Source organism: Streptomyces aurantiogriseus (genome assembly GCF_014649375.1).
Taxonomy (GTDB): Bacteria; Actinomycetota; Actinomycetes; order Streptomycetales; family Streptomycetaceae; genus Streptomyces; species Streptomyces aurantiogriseus.
On sequence record NZ_BMSX01000024.1, the window covers coordinates 1 to 21,813 of the forward strand.

Annotated in this window: 20 protein-coding genes and 2 pseudogenes; 11 read left to right on the forward strand and 11 right to left on the reverse strand. The window is 70.4% G+C overall.

The window, feature by feature from the left end:
• Window positions 1-164: 164 nt before the first annotated feature.
• The 3 genes from IE263_RS37745 to IE263_RS37755 form a co-directional block, all read right to left on the reverse strand.
• Window positions 165-596 carry a hypothetical protein gene (locus IE263_RS37745; protein WP_229911386.1) on the reverse strand — a complete coding sequence of 144 codons (432 nt, stop codon included), beginning with the start codon at window positions 594-596 and terminating at the stop codon, window positions 165-167.
• 107 nt (window positions 597-703) lie between these two features.
• A protein-coding gene (locus IE263_RS37750; protein WP_444545106.1) for an IS5 family transposase occupies window positions 704-1,635 on the reverse strand; the annotation gives its coding sequence in 2 pieces (ribosomal slippage) (window positions 704-1,255 and window positions 1,258-1,635; 930 coding nt in all).
• Window positions 1,636-1,704: 69 nt separating this feature from the next.
• Window positions 1,705-2,322, reverse strand: a complete 618-nt coding sequence (locus IE263_RS37755; RefSeq protein WP_189942600.1) for a hypothetical protein — start codon at window positions 2,320-2,322, stop codon at window positions 1,705-1,707.
• A 156-nt stretch (window positions 2,323-2,478) separates the two neighbouring features.
• Between IE263_RS37755 and IE263_RS37760 the strand changes: the two genes are divergently transcribed.
• Window positions 2,479-2,871 carry a hypothetical protein gene (locus IE263_RS37760; protein ID WP_229911387.1) on the forward strand — a complete coding sequence of 131 codons (393 nt, stop codon included), beginning with the start codon at window positions 2,479-2,481 and terminating at the stop codon, window positions 2,869-2,871.
• A 226-nt stretch (window positions 2,872-3,097) separates the two neighbouring features.
• Window positions 3,098-3,448, forward strand: a complete 351-nt coding sequence (locus tag IE263_RS37765) for a hypothetical protein (RefSeq protein ID WP_189942602.1) — start codon at window positions 3,098-3,100, stop codon at window positions 3,446-3,448.
• A 422-nt stretch (window positions 3,449-3,870) separates the two neighbouring features.
• Here the strand turns inward: IE263_RS37765 and IE263_RS37770 are convergent, their stop codons facing one another.
• Window positions 3,871-5,211, reverse strand: a complete 1,341-nt coding sequence (locus IE263_RS37770) for an acyltransferase family protein (RefSeq protein WP_189942603.1) — start codon at window positions 5,209-5,211, stop codon at window positions 3,871-3,873.
• Window positions 5,212-5,424: 213 nt separating this feature from the next.
• On the opposite strand from IE263_RS37770, the gene IE263_RS50180 reads away from it, so the two are divergent.
• Window positions 5,425-5,649: a helix-turn-helix domain-containing protein gene (locus tag IE263_RS50180; protein WP_189942604.1), complete on the forward strand. Its 225-nt coding sequence runs from the start codon at window positions 5,425-5,427 to the stop codon at window positions 5,647-5,649.
• 22 nt (window positions 5,650-5,671) lie between these two features.
• A pseudogene (locus tag IE263_RS49045) lies at window positions 5,672-5,829 on the forward strand (DUF397 domain-containing protein); the annotation flags it as partial.
• A gap of 106 nt (window positions 5,830-5,935) precedes the next feature.
• Here IE263_RS49045 and IE263_RS37785 read toward each other — a convergent pair.
• Window positions 5,936-6,757, reverse strand: a complete 822-nt coding sequence (locus tag IE263_RS37785) for a tetratricopeptide repeat protein (protein ID WP_189942605.1) — start codon at window positions 6,755-6,757, stop codon at window positions 5,936-5,938.
• Window positions 6,758-6,924: 167 nt separating this feature from the next.
• Between IE263_RS37785 and IE263_RS37790 the strand changes: the two genes are divergently transcribed.
• The 4 genes from IE263_RS37790 to IE263_RS37805 all read left to right on the forward strand — a co-directional run bounded on the left by IE263_RS37790 (window position 6,925) and on the right by IE263_RS37805 (window position 13,944).
• Entirely contained in the window at window positions 6,925-8,127 is a 1,203-nt protein-coding gene (locus IE263_RS37790; RefSeq protein WP_268256100.1) for an MFS transporter, read from the forward strand.
• Between the two features lie 342 nt (window positions 8,128-8,469).
• Entirely contained in the window at window positions 8,470-10,299 is a 1,830-nt protein-coding gene (locus tag IE263_RS37795; protein WP_189942607.1) for a glycoside hydrolase family 35 protein, read from the forward strand.
• Entirely contained in the window at window positions 10,299-12,773 is a 2,475-nt protein-coding gene (locus tag IE263_RS37800; protein WP_189942608.1) for a beta-galactosidase, read from the forward strand. Before IE263_RS37795 ends, IE263_RS37800 begins: the two co-directional genes overlap by 1 nt.
• A 100-nt stretch (window positions 12,774-12,873) precedes the next feature.
• Window positions 12,874-13,944: a LacI family DNA-binding transcriptional regulator gene (locus tag IE263_RS37805; RefSeq protein ID WP_189942609.1), complete on the forward strand. Its 1,071-nt coding sequence runs from the start codon at window positions 12,874-12,876 to the stop codon at window positions 13,942-13,944.
• A 75-nt stretch (window positions 13,945-14,019) separates the two neighbouring features.
• Here IE263_RS37805 and IE263_RS37810 read toward each other — a convergent pair whose 3' ends face one another.
• A complete protein-coding gene (locus tag IE263_RS37810) occupies window positions 14,020-14,781 on the reverse strand; it encodes a sulfite exporter TauE/SafE family protein (RefSeq protein WP_189942610.1) in 762 nt (253 codons plus the stop codon).
• A gap of 122 nt (window positions 14,782-14,903) precedes the next feature.
• Window positions 14,904-16,616 carry a multicopper oxidase family protein gene (locus IE263_RS37815; RefSeq protein WP_189942611.1) on the reverse strand — a complete coding sequence of 571 codons (1,713 nt, stop codon included), beginning with the start codon at window positions 16,614-16,616 and terminating at the stop codon, window positions 14,904-14,906.
• 327 nt (window positions 16,617-16,943) lie between these two features.
• Between IE263_RS37815 and IE263_RS50185 the strand changes: the two genes are divergently transcribed.
• Both IE263_RS50185 and IE263_RS37820 read left to right on the forward strand, forming a co-directional pair.
• On the forward strand, window positions 16,944-17,318 hold the full coding sequence (locus IE263_RS50185) for an LmrA/YxaF family transcription factor (RefSeq protein ID WP_373312219.1): 375 nt from the start codon (window positions 16,944-16,946) through the stop codon (window positions 17,316-17,318).
• On the forward strand, window positions 17,215-17,949 hold the full coding sequence (locus IE263_RS37820; protein ID WP_373312227.1) for an SDR family oxidoreductase: 735 nt from the start codon (window positions 17,215-17,217) through the stop codon (window positions 17,947-17,949). Before IE263_RS50185 ends, IE263_RS37820 begins: the two co-directional genes overlap by 104 nt.
• A gap of 33 nt (window positions 17,950-17,982) precedes the next feature.
• Here IE263_RS37820 and IE263_RS37825 read toward each other — a convergent pair whose 3' ends face one another.
• Together IE263_RS37825 and IE263_RS37830 are read right to left on the reverse strand one after the other, a co-directional pair.
• Window positions 17,983-19,023 carry a LacI family DNA-binding transcriptional regulator gene (locus IE263_RS37825; RefSeq protein ID WP_189942613.1) on the reverse strand — a complete coding sequence of 347 codons (1,041 nt, stop codon included), beginning with the start codon at window positions 19,021-19,023 and terminating at the stop codon, window positions 17,983-17,985.
• A gap of 73 nt (window positions 19,024-19,096) precedes the next feature.
• Window positions 19,097-19,369: pseudogene (locus IE263_RS37830) on the reverse strand (sugar ABC transporter ATP-binding protein); the annotation flags it as partial.
• Between the two features lie 104 nt (window positions 19,370-19,473).
• Between IE263_RS37830 and IE263_RS37835 the strand changes: the two are divergent.
• Window positions 19,474-20,130 carry a class I SAM-dependent methyltransferase gene (locus IE263_RS37835; protein WP_189942614.1) on the forward strand — a complete coding sequence of 219 codons (657 nt, stop codon included), beginning with the start codon at window positions 19,474-19,476 and terminating at the stop codon, window positions 20,128-20,130.
• A gap of 336 nt (window positions 20,131-20,466) precedes the next feature.
• Here the strand turns inward: IE263_RS37835 and IE263_RS37840 are convergent, their stop codons facing one another.
• Together IE263_RS37840 and IE263_RS37845 are read right to left on the reverse strand one after the other, a co-directional pair.
• The gene (locus IE263_RS37840) at window positions 20,467-20,880 is read right to left on the reverse strand and encodes a type II toxin-antitoxin system VapC family toxin (RefSeq protein ID WP_189942615.1); all 414 of its coding nucleotides are present in this window, start codon (window positions 20,878-20,880) and stop codon (window positions 20,467-20,469) included.
• Entirely contained in the window at window positions 20,877-21,140 is a 264-nt protein-coding gene (locus IE263_RS37845) for a CopG family transcriptional regulator (RefSeq protein WP_189942616.1), read from the reverse strand. Before IE263_RS37845 ends, IE263_RS37840 begins: the two co-directional genes overlap by 4 nt.
• Window positions 21,141-21,813 lie beyond the last annotated feature (673 nt).

A 21,813-nucleotide genomic window follows, 5' to 3' on the forward strand; every position in this document is an offset into this window, starting at 1 on the left:
TGCCCCACCTGCCACCGCGACATACCCACCCCAATGCGAACCTGACCAAGCCCTACTAGGACCTGTCCGGCCGATCATGTTCGGAGCCAGATGAAACCGGGGCGGCCTCGGGCAGGACTGGCAACGGCGACTTCAGTACCTGTCCGGCCCCGATTTGCGGCGGGTCACCAGCACGACTGCGGGTCTTGTACGTGCTCTGGCGAGTGCCGGTCCTCTCCCCTGCCCAGGCCGGTCCGGACCAGGAAGCCGGGGTCCACTTCCCTTGTCGGGGCAGCGATGTGCACCCGCTGGGTGCCGGGGATGCCCACCTCGACGAGGACTCCGCCGCGGAACATCCACAGACCGAACAGGTCGTCGTCCTCGTCGTGCAGCATGACCTGCACGCAGGCGGGCTCGTTCCACGGCAGGGACTCCAGGTCCTTGAGGACGCCGCGGCGCCGGTCCCATCGCTCGAACTCGATGTACCAGCCCCCTACAAACCAGGGGATCTGGATGAAGCAGCCGTGCCAGGTGCGGGCCTCGTCCGGCCGCGTCAGCGGCTCCATCACCTCGTCCTCGTATCGTGCCAACACGATGACCTGCGCCATTCTGCTCATGCCCACATGTCACACCGTGCCGGGTAGCGAGGGCAATCGGGTTGGGCCCCGGAGCCGTCGGGTTCCTTCCGTACGCGGAGTTCGCCGCCCACGACTGGCCCGAGAGGTCACGTTCGGAGCCAGATGGTGAGGGCTGCGGCGGTCGCGGTACCGAGGTAGACGTAACGGCGTTTGTCGTAGCGGGTGGCGACGGCTCGGTGCTGCTTGAGCCGGTTGATAGCCCTTTCGACGTTATTGCGTTTCTTGTACCGGTCCTCGTCGAAGCCGGGTGGTCGTCCGCCGCGGGAGCCTTTGCGGAGCCGGGCGGCCTGGCTGTCGGTCTTCTCCGGGATCGTGTGCCGGATGCCCCGGCACCGCAGGTACTCGCGGCAGGGGCCGTTGCTGTAGGCCTTGTCGGCCACGACGCTGTCCGGCGTCTTGCGTGGTCTGCCCGGGCCGGACTTCGGGACGCGGATCTTCTCCAGCACTGGCTTGAACTGGGTGCAGTCCGCCCGCTGGCCTGGGGTGACGATCAAGGAGAGCGGGCGGCAGCGGCCGTCCGCGCTCAGGTGAAGCTTGGTGGTGAACCCGCCGCGCGAGCGACCCAGGCCCTCACTTCCCGCACCACCTCCACCAGGCGGGCGTGCAGGCTCTGCCACGCGGTTTCGTCCTGGTGTTCTGGGACTTCGCCCCCCTTTGAGGCGGGTGCCGACGGCGGGTCGGTGCGGGCGCCGGCCGCGTGCTGATGCGCCCGCACGATGGTGGAGTCCACCGAGACATTCCAGTCGATCTCACCTGCCGCGTCGGCCTCGGCCTGGACCTGCTGAAGCAGCCGTCCCCATGTTCCGTCAGCCGACCACAGCCGGTGGCGTTCATAGACCGTCTTCCACGGCCCGAACCGTTCGGGCAGGTCACGCCACTGCACCCCGGTCCGCACCCGGTGAAGAATCCCGTTGACCACCTGCCGGTGATCACGCCACCGGCCGCAACGCCCGTTACTGACTGGCAGGAACGGCCGCAGACGTTCCCACTCTGCATCACTCAGTTCACCCCGCCCCATGTCCACCTGAAACGATGCGTGGCCGGAGCAGTCACGTATCGACCTGGAGTGGCTCAGCCGATCAAGGGATCACTCCTGAGGCGGGCCGATGACCAACTGACCGATCTGCTCTGCCAGCCAGGCAGCGTGCCGTTCCTCGGACCCGTCGCGATTCCTACGGCGTACATGGACGAGCACAGTGTGGTCGTCGGAGCGCTGGTCGAGGCCTTGGGTTCGGCAGTTGAACAGCAAAGAGACCCGGGCATTGTTGGCTTCGCCGTGGATGTCACGGTCCGGTACGTCGGGCCAGATCAAGCTGGACCACCAGATCTCGCCGATGTTCGGGCCCACCAAGGAAGCGAAGTCCTCCTCGACGCTGCCCACGGGCCGGTATTCCATCGACGCCCAGAGCGGCAGGTGCGAGGAGAGGAAGTCCCGATCGGCGGAAAGCTCGGGCGCGTGGACTCCGCCGTGCAAACCCGTAGGGTCGGAAGGATCTCGAGCCCAGTCCTCGACATCCTCTTTCCGGAACCAGGCATCCGGCAGCGCCTCGCGTATCCGCAACACTTCCGGGACGGTGCACAGCTCGACGTTCACTGACACCTCCGCGTACTGCCGGTCGCCCACTGCCACAAGCTGACGCGCCACGTGCAGCGCCAGTACCGGGTCGGTTGTACGGAAGATCGGGTACGCGATGGGGTTGGACATGCGAGCACCTTGCCACAGCCGACAGCGGACGAAGATCCATTTCCTGGGGGGCCCAATCAGGATCGCTCTCGCCGAACTGTCACATGATCGCCCGGACAGGTCCTAGCTGATGGCTCTCAGACAGCATCGGTGATCGCCAGTTACTGCACTGACGCGTTGGCGGACCTCGTAGCAGGCACAGGCGAGCTGTATGGGCAGCAGCGTTCAGCCCGGTTCTTCTTCGGCGCCGAGCCCCAAGAGCTTCGCTGGGTGCTCCGCACAACCGATGACGCGATCAACGTGACCATCTACAAGTTCCCCGACCTCGCCGTAAGCCCCGACCTTCCGGACTCCGGCGGCACGGTGATGTGGCAGTCGACCCATCCGCGTCCCACGTTCGCTCATGCTGTTTTGGCTGCGGCCCACACTGTGCTCAAGGAGCACGACGAGGCCGGCTATCTCGCCAAGTGGGCAATGCATCCCTACCCCGTCGCACTGGTCCAAGACCTCCGCAGGCTACACATGCGCGACGACGTCTGCGATCTGCCAAACGACCTGTCGTGTCCGTAGGGGTACGCGTGGCCGTCTCAGTTTCCGTCTCATTCAGCCCCGTTCACGGCCGTTCAGCGAGGACCGCACGCCGGGTTCGTCTCGCGGTCCAACCGCCCATGAACGCAGGTGAACGCCCTCGCACACAGCCCACCGCCCCACCGCCCCACCACCACCGTTGGAAGCGTGCGGGCCACTGCCGCCCGCCCGGCCCTGAGCACAACCAGTCGAAGGCTAGGTTGGGTGCGTGGATGAGGATGCGATCATCATCAGACTCACGCGCGATCAAGCGTTCGTGCTGTCGGACTGGCTCTACCGGGTCATGTTCCAGTCCGACGATCTTGAAGGGATCGTGCACGACCGAGCGGTATGGTCGCCGATCTACTCGATCTCAGGAACGCTGGACACGACGCTGAGCGAGATCTTCATGCCCGACTACGGTCCGCGGCTCGAAGCGGCCAAGGAACGCCTCCGCGCAGACCTCTACGGCGAAACCGACGGTTCGACCGCGCCAGGCGAGGACACGACCGCTGCACCACAAGCCCACCAGATCGAGCGGGGAACAACGGGGAACCACGGTAAAAGCGGCCACGGTTGATGAAGCCTCGTCCTGGACATCCACCCAGCTCAGTGCCCAAACGGGCTCCGAATGACCGCAGCTTCCCAAGCTGAGAGTTCTGGACCGCCGAATAGCACCGGTGACGTTTGTCGTCGGTGACTGGCGGGGCGCAGGGGCCGGGGGAGCCCTTCAGCGCAATCTGGTGGTCGGCGCACGGCCGCAGCCGCACCCCGAGCCGCAGACGCACGCGCGGATCTGCACGGGCCCGGCGTTACCGCCGGGGACTTCAGTGCGTCTTCTCCACCTCCACGCTGGTTGACGTCCGCACCTCTAACGACTCCCGCCGCTTCTGACCGCAAACGCGCTGAGGGAAAAGGCCATACCGCCTCCTGCGCGACCAGCGCAGCGTTGCCCCGGACCCGCCCCGGCCACACACCCGGCCTGATGCCTGACACGCGGCATCAGGAAGCAGCCTCCTCCAAGGCCCCCTCGCCCCGAAGGCCCGTCCGGCCCTTCCCGGCCGCTCGCCCAGCCGTCCCCCACCGGCAGGCCACGAGCACCGTGCCCACCCCCAGCGCCACCGCCGGCCACACCGGGAACCGCCCCCCGTGCGCGAACCCGTGCCCGGCGAAGTACGTCAACGCCCAGACACTCAGGCCGAGTCCGGCCCACAGCGGCCAGGTCGGCCCCAGGCCTGAGGCGTCCGGCCGGGCCCCGAGGTCCAGTGCGGCCAACCTCCGCTCAAGCGGCCACAGCACCCGTACGACCCCCACCAGGACGACCCCGAGCACCAGCAGCCACGGCACCCGCCACCCCCACCAGGCCGCCGACCCGAACGCGGGCTGTGGGGCAAGGCCGGTCAGATAGAAGGCGGCGGCGATCACCAGCACCGGCAGCATGTGCCACAGGTACAGGGTCATGCTGGCGGCCCCTGTCACCCGCACCGCATGCCACACCCGCTCCTGCTCCAGCACCCTCCGCGCTGCGGGTGCGACGAGCAGACACAGCCCGACCTGGGCCACCCCCCACGCCAGCATGGCGGCCGACGGCGGGTTGGTGTTGCTGGGATCCTGACCGGTCACCAGGATCAGGCTGACCGGGAAGGGGCCGAGCCCAACGAGCGCGGCGAAGCCCACCCCACCCCCCAGGGCCAGACCGACCGGCACCGGCCGACTCCCGCCCAGCAGTCCGTCCCGCCAGCAGAAGCCGAGCTGATAGACCACGCCCCACACGAGCACGTAGTTGAGCGCGCCGACGTACGGCACGTCCATCGCCACGTCCAGGACGCCGATGAGGAGAGCGACGGCGCCCATCCCTGCCGGAACACGCGCTCCCCACCGCCGATGCAGCGCGTGCATCCCCGGCGTCAGTGCGCTGAGCAGCAGGTAGACGGGCAGGAACCAGAACTGCATGGCCATGGCCCACCCCACCAGCGCCAGCGTGAACGGATCCACGCCGACCACCGAGCACACCCCGACGGCCACGAGGACAAGCCCGCTGTAGACACCGGCCGGCAGCAGCAGCCGTACCGCCCGCTGCCCCACCCACCCGGCGGCCGTCCCGCCCGCGGCCCGCGCCCGCGTCCAGGACCCGCCCGCCGCATATCCCCCGGCGAGGAAGAACAGCGGCATGACCTGGAACCCCATCGTCAGCCACTGCGTCCAAGGCACGGTCGCCAACAGCTCAGGCGCGCTGATCTCCCCGTCCGGATCCCGCACCAGCCCCGTGATCAGCCAGTGCCCCAGCACGACGAGCAGGATCGCCCACGCCCGTAAGAAGTCGACATACCGGTCCCGTCCCATGACCGGCATGCTTCCGCACCCCCAACTGCCTTACTCCGGAAAGCCCTTGTCGCAACCAAGCCGTGCCCGAGCCGACATCACCCTGGTTCCGAGAGCGCACGGCGGTCCACCCCCGGGTGGAGATTTCCCACTTCTCATCACGCAGCGTGTTCGGGCGGTTCTACTCTGTATCCGGCGTGGGGATCCTTCGGACGGAGAGTGCGGGGTCGCGGAATGACGGTGCCCGAGCAGGTGGAAGGTGCCGAGGCCGAGGAGGCGTACGACGAGGTCGATCAGTTGAACGACCTGAACCGGGCGGTCGGTAAACAGCTGAGACTGCTCAGGGAGCGGGCCGCACTCATGCAGCGGGACGTGGGGGACCGGCTCGGCTACGGCCCGGATCTGATCTCCGCGCTGGAGAGGGGCGTACAGCAGCTACAGCGGCGCCGAGGGCGGTGAATGCCTCGAAGCCGCCTGGTTCAGGAGCAGCTACAGCGGCAACGAGGGCGGCGCGTGCCTGGAAGCCGCCACCACGCCCAGCACCTCCACATCCGCGACTCCAAGGCCCCCGCCCGCGCACAACTCGCCTTCTCTGCGCCCGAGTGGGCCGCGTTCGTGAGGTACGCGGCCCGGAGCTGACCGCTCAGGTCAGGTCTTCGTGTCGGTCGGGTGCGGACCCAGGCAACCGGCATACACGAGGCGGGCCTTGAGGCCGTCGTCGTAGAAGCAGGGACTGCCCAAAGCATCAGGGCTGGTCGGATTCTTGGGTCCGACCGCCGCCCAGGACGGTGTCGATCAGGGCCTCTGCCGCGCCGGGATCACCGGCGAGCCGCCCGGCCTCGCGGAGCTGCTCCTCGTTCAGGGCACCGGCCTTCACCAGCTGGATCGCCTCGTGGATGCCGTCCCCGTCGCCGTGCGCGAGCAGGACGAAGAACCAGCGAACCGCCTGCACCGGGTCGGGGATGGTGCCGAAGCCGTCGCGGTACCAGCAGGCTGCGGCATTGATCGCCCCTGTATGTCCGCGCTCGGCCGCCCAGACGTACCAGTGCAGCGCCTCCTCGTCCCGGTCCAGCGCCGAGAGCCGGTCGGCGAGCACGGCACCCGCAACGACGATCCCCTCCCGCGCGGCAACCTCGAACAGCCGCAGGGACTCGTCGGGGTCATCGACCAGCTGGGCGAGGTTGAAGCTGCCGTAGGCGTCTCCGCCTTCGGCGGCCGCCCGGAACAGCTCGGCGGCTCGCTCGCGGTCCTCGGCGACGCCGAGCCCCCTCACCAGCATGTGCCCGTAGGTGCGCTGTCCGGCGGCAAGCCCGGCCTCGGCCGCCGCGCGGGCGTAAGACACGGCCAGAGGCAGGGCCGACTCGTCGAAGTACTCCAGGTAGATCCCGGCGAGCAGCGCGGCGGCCTCCGCCGACCCGCCGTCCGCCAACGGTGCGAGCTCGACGGTCACTCGAGTCGCCAGTTCGGCGCCCTCCGCACTGCCCTCCATGGCGGCCCGGACGAAGGCGTGCCCCGCGGCCACCCAGTCCCCGGCCTCGGCGGCCCGTCGCCCCTCGTCCAGATGCATGCAGGGACTCTAGGCCATTGCCTGGCGTGCTGGAATCGCGGCGGTGGTGACAGCGCCCCCCTCCCTTGCGGGAGATCTTGACGGCATGAATGTTACCGGTAACATCAACCGGGTCGGAGCTAGTCACTGGCCCGCCCACACGCCGTGGGCCGTCCCCTGGAGTCCGCGTGACCGACCACTCGACAGCGCGTCGCGCCCCCACCACCCCGGCCACCCCCGCCACACCGACCACCCCCGCCTTCACCCCCACCGCCGTAGCCGCCTCCTGCGTCGGCTTCGTCCTCATCGGCGCCCTCCAGGCCCTCTACGGCCCGGCGATCCCGGCCCTGCGCAAGGAGTTCGACCTCTCACCCTCGGCCGCCGGACTCGCCCTGAGCGCCCACTTCATCGGCGGCGTGGCCGGTGTCCTCCTCTTCGACCGGCTGTACGGCCGCGCCGGCAACCGCCGCATCCTCGGCGCCTCGTACCTCCTGATGGCGCTCGGCGCCGCGGGATTCGCGATGGCGCCCACCTGGCCGACGGCCCTGACCGCAGCCCTCCTCGCCGGCCTCGGCTTCGGCGGCATCGACTACGGCCTCAACCAACTCTTCGCCGTGGGCTTCGGCCACCGCTCCGCCGCCCTGCTGAACATCCTCAACGCCCACTTCGGCATAGGCGCGATCCTCGGCCCCGCCCTCATCGGCGCGGTGGGCGCCGACCACTACCCGGCCCTCTTCCTGGCCTTCGCCCTGGTCAACCTGCCCCTCCTCCTCTGCCTGAAGGGCGTAAGAGACCGCACCCCCCACCCCAACGACCCCCAAACCACCGCCGGCCCGGACCCGCTGGCCCGCAGCCTCACCTCGGTCCTCGCGGTCTTCATCACCCTCTACGTCCTGCACGTGGGCATCGAGGCGGGCGTGGGCGGCTGGGAACCCACCCACCTGGAGACCGTCGGCTACGGAGCCGGCGCAGCAGCCACCGCCACCTCCGTCTACTGGCTGATGATGACGGTGGGCCGCTTCCTGGTGGCCCCCCTCGCCCTCCGCTTCTCGGCCCCGGCCATCATCACCGTCTCCTGCACCGGGATGACCGCCTGCCTCCTCCTGGCCGCCGTACCGGACCTGGCCCCGTACGCCTACGCCGGCGTAGGCCTCTTCATCGCCCCGATCTTCCCCACCGGCCTGCCCTGGCTCCACCGGACAACCCCCCACGCCAGACGCGCCGGCGCGGTGGTCATAGCCGCCTCCATGGTGGGCGGCGTGGCCGCAGGCCCGGCCCTCGGCAAGGTCATCGAGTGGTCCGGCATCAGAGCCGTACCCCTCCTCCTGGCCGCCACCTCAGCAGCCTGCCTGGCAGCCACCCTGTGGCTGATCCGCACGACACGCCCGTAGGCGCCCGGAGAACCCCGACGGACCCGCACCCGCCTGACGGCGGGAGTGGGTCGTGGCGGTGCGGCAGGAGCCCGTCGCGTAGCGCTGCACAGCCAACTCGGAGTGTGGCAGCAGGCAGCCGTACGCCCAACACGTGACGGGCTCGCCGCACCGCCACGACCCCGACCCACCCACCACCCGCAGGCGCAACCCGCACCGCCACGACCCCGACCCACCCACCACCCGCAGGCGCAACCCGCACCGCCACGACCCCGACCCACCCCCCGGCACCGGGCGCACGCGAAGCGCACCCGCAGCCGCACGCGAAACCCCGACGCCACCCACCTCGAAGAAGGGACCCCCATGCCCGCCCTCACCACCACGAGCAACGGCTTCCTCCTGCACGGCGAACCGTTCCGCATCCTCTCCGGCGCCCTCCACTACTTCCGCGTCCACCCCGACCAGTGGACCGACCGCCTCCGCAAGGCCCGCCTGATGGGCCTGAACACCGTGGAGACGTACGTCCCCTGGAACCTCCACGAGCCCGAACCCGGCACCCTGGACCTCGACGGCCTCCTCGACCTGCCCCGCTTCCTGCGCCTGGCCGCCGACGAGGGCCTGCACGTCCTCCTCCGCCCCGGCCCCTTCATCTGTGGCGAGTGGGACGGGGGCGGCCTGCCCTTCTGGCTCACCGCGGACCCCGCCAACGCCGACATACGCCTGCGCACGAGCGACCCGCGCTTCACGGACGCCGTGGACCGCTACCTCGACCTCCTCCTCCCCCCACTCCTGCCGTACATGGCGGCGGCGGGCGGCCCCGTCATCGCCGTACAACTGGAGAACGAATACGGCGCCTACGGCGACGACATCGCCTACCTCAAGCACCTGGAGTCCTCCCTCCGCTCCCGCGGCATCGAGGAACTCCTCTTCACCTGCGACCAGGCGGGCGGCGACCACCTCACCCACGGCACACTCCCCGGCGTCCTCGCCACCGCCACCTTCGGCAGCCGCGTGGAACACAACCTCGCCCGCCTCCGCGAGGCCCAGCCCGACGGCCCGTTGATGTGCTCGGAGTTCTGGATCGGCTGGTTCGACCACTGGGGCGGCCCCCACCACGGCCGGGACGCCGCAGACGCCGCCGCCGACCTGGACCGACTTCTCTCCGCGGGCGCCTCCGTCAACATCTACATGTTCCACGGCGGCACCAACTTCGGTTACACCAACGGCGCCAACCACCACCACGCCTACGTGCCCACCATCACCTCCTACGACTACGACGCCCCGCTCACCGAGAGCGGCGATCCGGGCCCGAAGTACCACGCCTTCCGCGAGGTGATCGCCCGCCACGCTCCCGTACCGTCCGACCCGGCGCCAGCTCCCGCCCCCAAACTCCCGGAAACCACCGTGGAGTTGACCCGCAGCACCCCCCTCCTCTCCCACCTCGGCACACCAGTCCGTTCCACCGACCCCCTCACCGCCGACGAGCTGGGACAGCGCGCCGGCTACGTCCACTACCGGACCACTCTCCCCACCCCGGGAGCCGGCCTGCTGCACTTCACGGGCGGAGTCGGCGACCGGGCGCAGGTCTTCGTGGACGGCGCCCCCTCCGGCGTCCTGGAACGCGAGCGCTACGACGAGACCCTGCCCGTCCACGTCCCGCGCCCCGGCGCCGTCCTGGACGTCCTCGTCGAGAACATGGGCCGGGTCAACTACGGCCCCCGCATCGGCGTACCGAAGGGCCTGCTCGGCCCGGTCACCTTCGACGGCACCCCCCTGCACGGCTGGGACTGCCACCCCCTGCCCCTGGACGAGGCACCGGACACGACCGCCTTCACCCCGGCCGGCACGACCGCCGCCGGCACGACCGCTTTCACCCCGGCCGGCACGCCCGCCTTCACCCCGGCCGGCACGCCCACCTCCGCCGAACCCGCCTTCCACCACGGCACCTTCGAGGTCACCACCCCGGCGGACACCTTCCTCTCCCTGCCCGGCTGGACCAAGGGCCAGGCCTGGATCAACGGCTTCCATCTGGGCCGTTACTGGAACCGAGGCCCCCAGCGCACCCTCTACGTCCCGGCCCCGGTCCTCCACCCCGGCACCAACGACCTCGTCCTCCTCGAACTCCACGGCACCACCGCCACCCGAGCCCACCTCACCGACACCCCCGACCTCGGCAGCCCGGAGCACTCCTGATGTCCCGCTCGCACCACCTGCGTGTCCCCGGTCCCGCCGCGCCCCCGCTGACCGGCCACCTCCCGTTCGCGGACGCCCCGACCGCCAAGGACCCCATCGAGGTGACCAGCCGCTGGCTCATCCGAGGCGGCCGCCCCTGGTTCCCCGTCTCGGGCGAGTTCCACTACTCCCGCCACCCGGCGGGGGAGTGGGAGGAGGAACTGCTGAAGATGAAGGCGGGCGGGGTCACCGCCGTGGCCTCCTACATCATCTGGATCCACCATCAGGAGACCGAGGCCCGCATCCGCTTCGACGGCGACCGCGACCTGCGCCGCTTCGCCGAGCTGTGCGCCCGCCACGGCCTGGACTTCATCCCCCGCATCGGCCCCTGGTCCCACGCGGAGGTCCGCAATGGCGGCCTGCCCGACTGGGTACTCGCCCGCACCGGCGCCCCACGCACCGACGACCCCGCGTATCTGGCCGCCGTACGCCCGTGGTTCGAGGCGATCGCGTCCCAGCTCCACGACCTGGACCGCGCCCACGACGGCCCGATCATCGCGATCCAGATCGAGAACGAGCTCTACGACCAGCCCGGCCACCTCCTGACCCTCAAACGCATGGCCCAGGACGTCGGCCTCAGCGCCCCCCTGTGGACATCGACGGCCTGGGGCGGAGTCCAACTCCCCGGCGACGAACTCCTCCCGCTGTACGGCGGCTACCCGGAGGCCTTCTGGACCGAGGCCGACGGCGGCTGGCCCGAGACCTGCCGCAAGCACTACTTCTTCACCCATCAGCGCGACGACGAGGGCATCGGCGCGGACCTCAGGCCCACGACCGTCCGCGGCACGGACCCCCGGGACCACGCCGACCGCTTCCCCTGGGCCACCTGCGAGCTGGGCGGCGGCATGGCGGTCGCTTATCACCGCCGCCCGCGTGTCGACGCCGCCGACATCGGCGCCCTCGGCCTCACCAAGATCGGCTGCGGCTCGGTCTGGCAGGGCTACTACATGTTCCACGGGGGCACGAACCCGGTCGGCGAGTCGACGACCCTCCAGGAATCCCACGCGACCGACTACCCCAACGACCTCCCGGTCCTGACGTACGACTTCCAGGCCCCGCTCGGCGAGTACGGCCAGTACCGCCCGTCGTACGACGAACTCCGCCTCCAGCACCTGCTGCTGGCGGACTTCGGCGAGCGGATCGCCCCGATGGTGTCGGTCCTGCCGGAACACGGTCCGCGGGGCCAGCACGACCGCGACACCCTGCGCTGGGCGGTCCGCACCGACGGCCGCGGCTCCGGCTTCCTCTTCGTCACCGACCACCAGCCGCACGAACCCCTGCCGGACCACCCGGACACGACCTTCACGATCGACTTCCCCGAGGCACCGCCCCTGACCCTGCCCAGCACGCCGGTCACCGTCCCCGCGGGCGCCTACTTCTGCTGGCCCCTGCGCCTGGACGTGGCCGGCCTGCGCCTCGACTGGGCCACCGCCCAGCCGGTGTGCATGGTCGGGGAGGACGACGGCCGGACGATCCTGGTCCTGGCGGCGACGGAGGGAATCACCCCCGAACTGGCCCTGGACGCAAGGACGGTGAGCTCGGTGAGGGCCGAGCACGCGGACACGACCGCCGACGACGACCGCATCCTGATCACGGGCCTGCGCCCCGGCACGGACGCCCTGGTCGAGGTGGACACCGCCGACGGCGGCCGGGTCGCCCTGCTGGTCCTGGACGCGGCCACGGCCCGCACGGCGTACCGGGGCGAGGCGTGGGGCGCGCAACGCCTGGTCCTGTGCGCCGAGGGCGTGGTCTTCGACGGGGAGGCGGACGAAGTACGCCTCCACACCCGTACGACCGCCCCGTCAATCTCCCTCTCCGTCCTCCCCGCACCACAGCGCCCGCCGACGGCGTCCGGAGCCACGGTGAAGGAGACGAGGGACGGCGTCCTGACCCGCTACACGCTGCTTCCCGACACCACGGAGGAGATCACGACCACGGAGGAGATCACGACCACGGAGGAGATCACGACCACGGAGGAGATCACGACCACGGAGGAGATCACGACCACGGAGGAGATCTCGACCGAACCGTCCCTCACGCTGCTCCGCCCGGCGGGCGCACCCCCGGCCCCCGCGACGGGCGTACTGGACCGGGCGAGCGCGCCCGCCGACGCCCACTACGACACGACGGCGGCCGTGTACGAGATCGACATCCCGCCCGCCGCTCCACCGGGCACCCTCCTGCGGCTGCACTGGACGGGCGACGTGGCGCGCGCTCACGTCGGTGGCACGCTGGTGGCCGACCAGTTCTTCTCGGGCCGGCCCTGGGAGATCGGCCTGGACCGGTTGCCGGCGGGGGAGAGGCTCGTGGTGCGGGTGCTGCCGATGGCTGAGGGGGCGGCGGTGTACGTGCCGCGGGAGGCGGCGCCGGGTGTGGCGCAGGTCCGGCGGGCCGAGTGGATCACGAGGCGGAGGTGGGTCCTGGCCCAGGGCTGACCTCGGACTGCTCGCTCCGCCCGGCCTATCCTGTGGGTCCGCCACGGACAAACCCGCCACGGACGAACCCGCCACGGACAAGGAAGAGCGAGCACCCACCATGACGCCAAGCGCCGCCGACGGCCCGGCGACCAAGGGACGCAGTCGTCGCAACTTCGCGGGCGCGCGTCCCGTGATGGACGACGTGGCGAAGCTGGCCGGTGTCTCGAAGCAGACGGTCTCGCGGGTCCTGAACGACCACCCGGCGGTTCGGCCGGAGACCCGCGAGGCGGTCCTCGCCGCCATCCGCACGCTCGGCTACCGCCCCAGCCGCAGCGCGCGCTCGCTGGCCAGCGGCCGTACCCGGATGCTCGGCGTGATCTCGTTCGACGCGGCCCGCTACGGCCCGGCCTCCACCCTGACCGCGATCAACACCGCGGCGCAGGAGGCCGGTTACCTGATCAGCTCGATCGCCCTGGACACGGCGGAGCGCGACACGGTCGTGCAGGCGGCGGACCGCCTGGCGGCGGAGGGCGCGGACGGCGTGATCGCGATCGCCCCGCAGCTGTGGGTGGCGAAGGCGCTGGCCGAGGCCCGTCTGGACACCCCTCTGGTGGTCCTCGACAACGACCTCGGCGACGGCACCCCCGTGGTCACCTCGGACGCCCGTACCGGCGCCCGCAAGGCCACCGAGCATCTCCTCGCCCTCGGCCACAGCACGGTCTGGCACGTGGCGGGCCCGGCCGGCTGGACGTCGGCCGAACGCCGTGCGGAGAGCTGGCGGGACACCCTGAAGGCGGCCGGCGCCGAGGTCCCCGCCCCTCTCACCGGCGACTGGAGCGCCGACTCCGGCTACGAGCGGGGCCGTGAACTGGCGAAAAATCCCGAGGTCACCGCCGTATTCGTCTCGAACGACCAGATGGCGCTGGGCGTCCTGCGCGCCCTGCACGAGGCGGGCCGCCGCGTCCCCGACGAGGTCAGCGTGGTCGGCTACGACGACATCCCGGAGGCCGCCCACTTCCTCCCGCCGCTGACCACGGTCCGCACGGACTTCTCGGACATCGGCACCCGCTCCCTCCACGTCCTCCTGACCCGCGTCGACACCCCCACCGTCCCCCCGCCGGCCCTGACGGTCGTCCCGGCCGAACTGCGCGTCCGCGACAGCACGACACGACCGCACTACCGGCGCTGACCGGCCGGCCGTCCGCTCACCGTCGCGACCGCACGACACGACCGCACGACCGACGCTGACGGTCCGGCCGTCCGCTCACCGCAGCAGCAGATGCCCGAGGGAGAATCCCCCGACGGCCACGATCAGCCCCCGCAGCACCGCCGGCCGGAACCGCCGTCCCACGCCGGCCCCGAACCGCCCCCCGACCGCCGAGCCCGCCGCGACGAGCGCGACAGCCGTCCAGTCGAAGTCGGCGACGAAGAGGAAGAAGACGGCGGCGACGCCGTTGACGACCGCGACGAGGACGTTCTTGACGGCGTTCAGCCGCTGCAACGGCTCGTCGAGGAAGAGCCCCATCAGCGCCACGTAGAGGATCCCCTGAGCTGCGGAGAAGTAGCCGCCGTAGACGCTGGCGAGCATCAGCCCCCCGAACAGCGCGGGCCGCACCCGCTCCCGCCCGACGGCGCCGGCCCCACGGCGTGCCACCCACCGCCCGATCAGCGGCTGCAACGCCACCAGCACGAGAGCCAGCCCCACCAGCCCCGGCACGATCACCTCGAACGCCCCCGGGGGCAGCACCAGCAGCAGAGCGGCCCCGACGATCCCCCCGACCAGCGCCCCACCGCTCAGCACCAGCACCCGCCGCCCCTGCCCGGCCAACTCCCGCCGGTACCCGATCGCCGCGCCGACCGACCCGGGCACCAGCCCGAGCGCGTTGGAGACGGTGGCGGAGACAGGCGGCAACCCGACGGCGAGCAGCACCGGAAAACTGATCAACGTCCCCGACCCGACAGCGGCGTTGACGCCACCGGCCGCCACCCCGGCCATGGCCACGGCGACCATCTCCCAGCCCGTCACCGCACGAACCCGGAACCCAGAAGCAGACCCATGCGGCCGAGGCTAGGCCCCGAACAGTTCGGCCACCGCCGAAACGGGGTCGGCACCCGGCCGCGACCGCTCGCCGGTGGCCCGTGCTGTCGTCACTTCCCGTAGCCGAGGATGGTCATCATGCCGGACTCGGAGTGGTACTGGTTGTGGCAGTGGAGCATCCACAACCCCGGGTTGTCGGCGTTGAAGTCGACGACGAGTTTGCGGTGCGGCAGGACCAGCGCGGTGTCCTTGCGGGCTCCGACCGCGTCGATGCCGGTGAGGGCGAAGGTGTGGCCGTGCAGGTGCATGGGGTGCCACATGTCGGTGGCGTTGATGAGGGTCAGACGGACGCGTTCCCCCTCCCGGATCGGGTGGCGCTGTTCGACGGAGTAGGGCCGGCGGTCGAAGCTCCAGTTGAAGTTCCGCATGTCGCCGTTGAGCCGGAAGCGCAGCTCGCGGTCCGGGGCGCGGTCGCAGAGGGCCACGGAATCGTCCGGCACGAGCCGTCTCGCCGGCACGACCCGGCCGTCGAGCTCCTCCGGATGCACGGAGGGCCCGGGTGGGCTTCCGCCGCCGGTACGCAGGATCGCCAGTGCCCTCCCCTTCTTGCCCTCGGCGAGCGCGACCAGCGGGAACACCCCGCTCTTGGCGGTGACCAGGACGTCGTAGCGCTCGGCCATGCCCAGCAGCAGCGCGTCCGTCTTCGTGTGCTGGACCGGGTAGCCGTCCGTGTGCGTCACCGTCATCACATGGCCGCCCAGGGCCACCCGGAAGGCGGTGTCACCCCCGGCGTTGATGATCCGCAGCCGGATCCGGTCCCCGGGCCGGGCCCGGAACACGGTGGGAGCCTGCGCAAGTCGCCCGTTGACCAGGTAGTACGGATAGTCGACATGCCCGCCCTCGCTGTGCAGCATGCGGCTTCGCGAGCCATGGAGGACGCGGGAGGGGCCGGCGGACCTCTTGGTGCCCGGCGCGTGCGCGTGCTCCGGGGCCTCACCCATGTCCATCGGCGCGGCCTTGCCGTGGCGCAACTGCGCGAGCACACCGTCCGGGGTGGAGCCGCCCACGCCGTCCACCCAGTCGTCCAGGATGACGACCCACTCCTTGTCGTAGGACAACGGCTCCTTGGGATCCTCGACGATCAGCGGAGCGTACAGACCCCGGTCGAGCTGCATTCCGGAGTGTGAATGCAGCCAGTACGTGCCTGGGTGCGCCACCGAAAAGCGGTAGGCGAAGTCCGCCCCGGGCCTGATGGAGTACTGGGTCAGTCCCGGCACGCCGTCCATGTCGCAGCGCAGCCGGATGCCGTGCGAGTGCAGAGTCGTCGCTTCGGGGAGGTGGTTGACGAGCTTGATCCCGAGCACGTCCCCCGCCGTGACCCGCACCTCCTTGCCGGGCAGCGTGTCCCCGTACGCCCACGATCTGACGGTCCGTCCGCCCAGATCGAGGGACGCCTCCATCGCGGTCAACGTGAAGGCGCGAAGGGGCCCGGCCCCGCGTGCCTTCTCGGCGGCGACGACCTCGGGATCGGACGGGTTCACGTACCCCTCGGGCCCCTTGGGCACAAAGACACCGCCGCGGTGGCCGCCGCCCCGGTCCACCGCATGGGGCCCGACCCCGGAATCCGGACCGGCCACCGACGGGGCGCCGTAACCGGAACGCGAACCGGTCGCCGAGGGTGCGCCGGCCCCGGAACGCGAACCGGTCACCGAGTGGAGGCCACCGCCGGAATGCGAGCCGGAACCGGAACAGGAGACCAGCGCTCCCGAACCGACGGCCGCGATGGAGGCACCGAGCACGGTGCGCCGCGTATGTGTGTGCATGCCTAAATAAGACATGTCGTACGGTCATATTTACGAGAATTGTGGCGGCGCGTCGGACGGGGCGAGAAGTGTCACCCAGGAGGGTGGTTCCAGGTGGCTCCCGCGCCGGATACGGGGTGGGATGGGGGCGGGCGTGGGCAGTGCTGCGGCTCCGTGCGGAGCCGAGGACGGTGGCGCCGTCGCAGCGCCGGGCCCGCTCGCCGAGGCGGGCGCGCAACAGCCCCTGAACGGTGTACGTCCCGTGCCGATGAGGCCCGCAGTTCCTGGCGCAGCACTCTGGCCGCGGAAGATCCTGCTGGGCTACCGCCGGTAACCCCTGTCGTCGTAGTGGCACCTCGCGTACGTGCGGAGTCCGCCGTCTCCACGCGGGAGGCCGCGGCCGCCGCGTTCGCCACCTGGACAGGGCCGGTGGCCCGGGCCCTGGCGGACATGGGCGTGCCCCAGGAGCGGGCCGGCGCGCTCGCCGCGCTCGTGATCAGCAGGGAAAAGCGATTGACGCTCCGGCGCCGGCGGTGGACGATCCCGGACCGTGACGACGAGCACCGATCAAGACCAGACCACCCCCGGCCCGCCCCCGCCCGCCGCCCGTCCGCTCGCCCTGGTCACCGGCGTGGGCCGCACCGTCGGTATCGGCGCCGGCATCGCCCACCGGCTGGCCGCCTCGGGCTGGGACATCGCCTTCACCTACTGGACCCCCTATGACGACCGCATGACCTGGGGCAGGGAGTCCGGCGCGACCGAGGCGATCAGCCGGACTCTGACCGAGCAGGGAGCGTCCACCACGGCGATCGAGGCGGATCTCGCCGACCCGGACACTCCGGCACGCGTCTTCGACGAGGTCGAAGAACGGCTGGGGAGTGTCACAGCGTTGGTGATGTGCCACTGCGAGTCGGTCGACTCCGGCCTGCTCGACACCACCGTCGAGAGTTTCGACCGGCACTTCGCCGTCAACGCGCGTGCCACCTGGCTGCTCATCCGCGAGTTCGGACGCCGCTTCGCCGCAGAACGGGGAACCGGCCGGATCATCAGCCTCACCAGCGATCACACCGTCGGCAACCTGCCCTACGGAGCGAGCAAGGGAGCCCTGGACCGCATCACACTGGCCGCCGCCCGCGAACTCGCCCACCTCGGCGTGACCGCCAACGCGATCAACCCCGGCCCGGTCGACACCGGCTGGATGTCCGAGGACATCCGCGAGCACTGCGTCCGCAACACCCCGCTCGGCCGGCTGGGCACCCCGCGGGACACCGCGAACCTGGTGGACTTCCTGTGCTCCCGGGAAGGCGGGTGGATCAACGGCCAGCTGCTGATGAGCAACGGTGGCCTGGCATAGCGGAGCGACGTCACCTCGCCTGGAGGAGTGACATCACGACCCACCGACGTTGATCAGCTTGGCCGCGGGCCGCTCCCCCGACCCCCGGACGATCAGGCGGGTGGGGACGGTGATGGTGCGGGCGCGGGAGCGGTCGCCGTCCAGGCGGGCCAGGGCGATGGTCGCTGCCGTTCTGCCGATCTCTTGGGGGTCCTGGGCGACGACGGTCAGGGCCGGTTCGAGTGCCTCGCCGAGCTCCACGTCGTCGAAGGCGACGACGGCGACGTCCTTCCGCCTGCTGCGGGCGAGTTCGGTGACCATGCCCAGCGCGACGATGTTGTTGCCGGCGAACAGGGCGGTGGGGGGATCGGCCAGACCGAGGAGCTGGGAGGTCGCGGCCTCGGCCCCTTGCCGGTCGTGGGCGTTGGCGACCAGGGAGCGGTCGTAGGGGATGTCGGCTTCCTGCAGGGCCGTGCGGTAACCGGCCAGGCGTTCGCGGCGCGTGTAGAGCTTGGTGGGCAGGTCACCGATGAAACCGATGCGCCGGTGGCCGTGGGCGATCAGGTGGGCGACACCTTCGTGGGCGCCCGTGCGGTGGGAGCTGACGACGCTGTCCGTGGCCAGGGCCGCTCCCGGACGGTCGATGAAGACGACGGGCAGGCCCGCGGTCCGGTGGGCCTTGAGATGGGAGTGGTCGGCGCCGACGGACGGCACGACCATCAGGATGCTGACGCGGCGGGCGAGGAACTTGTCGGTCAACGCGCGTTCACGGTCGGGATCGTCCGCGGAGGAGCCCATGAGCAGGGTCAGGCTGCGGTCGTGGACGGTGTCCTCGATGCTCCGGGCCACGGCTCCGAAGAAGGGGTTGCCGAGGTCGGGGATGACCAGTCCGATGGTGGTGTCGGGTCCGCCGACGCGGATGTTGCGGGCCATGAGGTTCGGCTGGAAGCCGAGCTTGGCGACGGCGGCGAGGACCTGTTCCCTGGTCTGGGCTGAGGCGGGTCCGTCCGCGTTGAGCACGCGGGAGACGGTCTTGGCGCTGACACCCACTTCTCGGGCGACATCTGCCAGGGTGGGGCGGCGGTTCGCTGCCATGGAGGGAACGGTCTCCTGTGCTCGTCGGTTCCGGCCGCGGCCTCGGCCGGAACCTGTGAGGTGATACGTGTCGTCAGGTGGCCCGGACTCCGGCGGCCTTCGCCGCCTCGGAATCCGCTACGAGACAGTATCTCCGGCTTCGTCGACGGCGAGCGCGCCGGTCATGATGGCGACGACCTCCGCCATGGAGTAGTCGGAGGGCTTGATCACAACCGCGGGCCTGCCCAGCCGGTGGACGTGGATCCGGTCCACGATCTCGAAGACCGACGACGCTGCGGGCCCAGGCGACGGAGCGGGCGACCGCGACGGCCTGCCGTTGTCCGCTGGAGCTCGCGTCCGAGGAACGACCGTGATGCGTGACGGGCTGAGGCGCTTCGCGAACGAGAATGCCCACCCGTACCCTTCCTCCGCGCACCGGACGTTGTCAGAGGGCTCCCGTAGCTTGGGGCCATGGTCCGTACAGGCGAGAACTCCACTCAACCCGGCGAGCCGTCGGCGGCAGGCCAACCTGCTGCGGTGGTTCAGCAGTACTACACGCAAAACGCCGGGTCCCTTGCGCAGCGGTACGGAAGCGTCACCTTCGAGGAAGTGCATGGCGGAGTCCTGGATCTTCTGCCGCCGGCTCCAGCGAGGGTGTTGGACGTCGGGGCCGGCACCGGACGGGACGCCGCGGCACTGGCGCGGCGCGGCTATCAGGTGGTGGCGGCGGAGCCGGTGCGCGAGCTACGGGAGGTCGCACAACGCCTGCACTCGAGCGAGGACATCCGGTGGGCAGAGGATTCGTTGCCCGAGCTGTCCCGGCTGGAAGGCGCCTTTGAGCTCACGCTGTTGTCGGCGGTGTGGATGCACCTGCCGCCGACGGCACGTGGACAGGCGATGAAGCGGCTGGCCGCGCTGCTCGCTCCGTCCGGACTACTGGTCGTCTCGCTTCGACGCGGAGCCCCGCCCACGGACCGGGTGATGTCCGACGTGCCCGCCGAGGAGGTCGTGCGGGACGCTCAGCAAGCGGGGCTGCAGCTCGTGCGACTCGTAGAGGAGGGAGCCGACCGGCTCGGCCGTGCCGAGGTGTGGTGGCAGACGGTCGCCCTGCGCAAGGGTGAAGCGTGAGCGGGCCGGAGTTCTACGCCCAGGATGCCTCGGCGCGCGCGTCGTGGCGGCTGGCAGTGGTGGAGGGCGATTCTCTTCCCATCCTCCGCAGCGATGTAGCCGAGATGCTGCAGGCATGCGAGCGTGGCGACCTGACCGAGGCCCGCGACTCCGCAGCCTTCTCTTGGCGGACCTCGACGCTCTGTTGGCCTGCTACGAGGCTGCGTTGAGCGATCACGAGACCCAACGGCCTTACTGAGCCGATGCCCTCAGCGAGTTCCTTGATCTGCGTAGCTCAGCTTTTCCGCTGGTCGCTGAGACCAACGGTCGGGGCGATAAAGCCCCGAGGACTGATGGTCAGATCTTGATGACGGTGACTCGTCTGCCGCATAGCGTGGTGAGGTCCTCGGGGTCGGAAGTGAGGACCGTGACGGGGCCGGCGGCGGCCAGCGCGGTGGCACTGAGCATGGCGTCGATGGCGTACTTGTGGCCGTGGAGACTGGTATCGGCGAGGAGCGTGGCGGCGTGCTGTGCAATCGACTCGGTGACCGGTTCCACAACGAGGCGGGAGAGCGTCCACTCCAAGGCTGGGCGGTTGATCCGGGGATGGACTACTTCCACGAGCGTGGCCGCCGAGGTGATCACCCGCAGGTCATCGGCGCGGGCCAAAGCGAGCCAGCCGGTCACCGTGCGGTCGCGCAGGACAGCCTTGGCCAGTCCTTCGCTGTCCAGGACCAGGGTGCCGCCAGGGACGGCGGGGGAACGGCTCACGCGGCGCTCTCTCCGCCCCGCATCTGCTCATGGCGAGCCTGGTGGAGTTGGTCGCGGAGTGCCTGGATCTCCTCGTCCCCGACCGGGCCGTGCTCGGCTTCGGCGACTTGGATGAGTTCGTTGAGGTTGTCCCGTTCGATCTGGCGGGCGACGGCGGCGGTCACATAAGCGGACAGGCCAGAGGGGCCGCTGCGGACCTTGGCGGCCTCGGCGATGTCGCGGGGCATGGTGATCGAGTACTTGCCAGTGGGCTCACTCATGCCACTAATCCTACCGCTCATCCTCCTCGCATGAGGGGTGTGCGTGTCTCAGTTGGTGGATCATTAGGGCGCCTCAAGGCGCCTCAATCCGTCGTTGAGCTGGGACGTCAGGGCGTCGCGCCCGCTGGGGGGCATCCCGGACCCAGCCGTGATGCGAACCGCATTGCAGGCCCGCCGGCTGAAACAGGACGGTACGGTCGCAGCCGCCGAGACTCGGCGGTGCAAGCGCATGACCCTCGCGAACTCAGTGGGACACGCGGCGCCTAGCGTGGCAAAGGCCAGGTCAGGGCTGCTGCCCAAAGAGTGGTGGCGGCAAGGTGGGCCCGTGTGCGTTTGGCATGCATAAGAAAGGCCCTGAACTGCGCTTCTGCAGTTCAGGGCCTTGATTTCCGGTGCCCCCGGCAGGATTCGAACCTACGCACACGGCTCCGGAGGGCACGCTTCGTTGACCTTCGATTTTGCCTCTGACCTGCATGAACTTCTCCTCAAGGCCGCAAGCGTGTGAATCTCACGCGCCACTCACGCGCAAGATTGCCCATAGCCAGAAGGCGGACAGACCAGAAGCGCCAACGCTGGCGTCGAGTAAGGACAGCGGCGCTTCGGTAGGGCGGCCGTCAGCGTGCTGCCGGAAAGACCACACGGCCAGCCTCCGTGGTCAGGAGCATCTGGCTGT